This window comes from Nonomuraea sp. NPDC049784, assembly GCF_040659615.1.
Classification (GTDB): Bacteria; Actinomycetota; Actinomycetes; order Streptosporangiales; family Streptosporangiaceae; genus Nonomuraea.
On record NZ_JBFAMX010001089.1, the window covers coordinates 1 to 1,983 of the forward strand.

Below are 1,983 nucleotides of genomic sequence, written 5' to 3' on the forward strand. Positions count from 1 at the left end.
CAACGCACCGCCGGCCAGCTCGCCCTCATCCACGCGGCCACTGTCCTGAAGAAGATGGCCGACGACCTCGCCGACCAAGCCGCCCACGAGGCCGGCCAGCTTGGGCTGGCTGGCTTCCCCCAGCTCGGTGAGGCCGCCGGGATCACCCGCCAGTCCGCCCGGGAGCGCTGGCGCCACCTCATCCCCGAGCAACACCGCCGCCGCAGCCGCCGTCCTGCGCCTCCGCCCGCTGGGAGCCCTGCCGGTCAACCGGCCGCCGTCACCTCGACCTCGGCGGCGCTGAGCTCGGCACGGCAAGAGCCGAGCGAACCCGCGACCGCCCCTGTCGCCGCAGCCACTGTGGCGACGCGGCCGCCGATGGGGCTGCTGTCAGAGCCGCTGTGGCGCGTCATGGCCGAACTGCACGCAGCCGGTGCCGCCGGGCTGAGCATCGACCGGCACATGGGTGCCTGGCAGTACCTGGAGGAGCGGCGCGGCTGCGGCTACGTCACCGCGGACTGCCCGAAGGACGGCCAGCTGAGCAGGAGTGAGCGGCGCTGGCTGACCGCCGCCGGGCACGAGCACGTCGCCGCCCACGCCGAGCAGTACCGGGTGCTGTACCCGCACATCGTCCTGCGCGAGCCAGGCTCGCCCGCGCTGCAGGAGCTCGAGGATCCGGCGCTGTGGCAGACCCTCGTCGACGTGACCACCGGCACCCGCGAGCCCACCATCATCCCCGGCTGCCAGCACCGCCCGCACCGGGCGGCCGCCCAATTCCGTGAGCGCCTCCACGACCGCGGCCTGGTCGCCGAGGCTGCCGACGGCTACCACCTGACCGAGGCCGGCCGCGCCCACTACGCCGCCCACTGGTCCGCCTACATCCGGCGCTGGCCCGACATCAACGCACCCGAGCTAGGCCACGCGCCGTCCCCGAACGCCACAGCGCCGAGTTCAGCGCGCGAGCCTGACTCTTCCCATCAGGCGAGCGCACCGACCGGCCGCCGGGACCACCGCCACGAGGACCAGGATGACAAGTCCGCGCGCGTGCCGCAGTTGCGTGCCGCGCCCCAGCTTGGCGAGGACTACCAGACCGCCCGCTGGCCTCACGAGAGCGACCGGCTCCACCTCCTCCATCACGGCCAGTCCATCGGCTACGTCACCGGCTACACCGGCCGCTGGCGTGCTCTGACCCCCGGCCACGACCCGATCACCCTGGACGCCGTCGGCCCCGACGCCGCTCACCGCACCCAAGCCCAGGCCCTGGCCGCCATCGCCCTGTACGCCCGCTACCAAAAGACCCAGCACGCGGTACAGACAGGCACGGCGGCCGTCGACGACGGCCAGGCCCTCACCGAAGCGCCCGGCGAAGGCCTCGCCGGGCAGGACGCGTCAGCGGTACCAGCAGCCCCTGAGCAGGTCCATCCGGTTGACCAGCAGGCCCCAGCCGCGCCTGCGGCGGAGCTGCACCTGGTGCGGCTTGGTGGCGAGGACTTCCTGTTCCTGGCCGACGGGCAACGGGTGGGATGGCTGCAGGCCGCACCCGACGGCTGGCAGGTTCACGGCCGTGACGGGCGGCTCGTCACCACTGTGCCCGCCGACGACGCGCACGGGCGCGACGTGGTGAACGCCGCCCGGCTCGCGGCGGCCGCGCTGGGCATTCCCGGCGCCGAGCACGCGGCGGTGACGGTTGGCCCGCTCACCGACGACCGCGGCCGAATCATCGACACCTCGCCGACGGCGCTAGCGGCCTGGAGCCTGCTCAAGGGGCGCGTGCCCGGCCGTACCGACGTCATCGTGCGCGGCCGCTGCGTCGGCTGGCTCCAGCGCGACGATCGCGGCCGCGACGTCGCCTGCACGCCGGACGGCCCCGTGCCCGGATCGGCCAGCACCAACCGCGTGCAGGCCGTGACCGCGCTGCTGGCCACGCTCCTCGCCCCCGCGCCCCTGCCCGACCTTGGCCCCGAAGCCCGCCCTCCTCGCAGGCCGCGCGCACGCTCTGCGCGG

The 1,983-nt window shown here is 74.7% G+C and carries 1 protein-coding gene; it reads left to right on the forward strand.

From position 1 onward, the window contains the following. Window positions 1-1,983: hypothetical protein (locus AB0J09_RS63540; protein ID WP_360714041.1), on the forward strand; the 1,983-nt coding region annotated here is incomplete at both ends.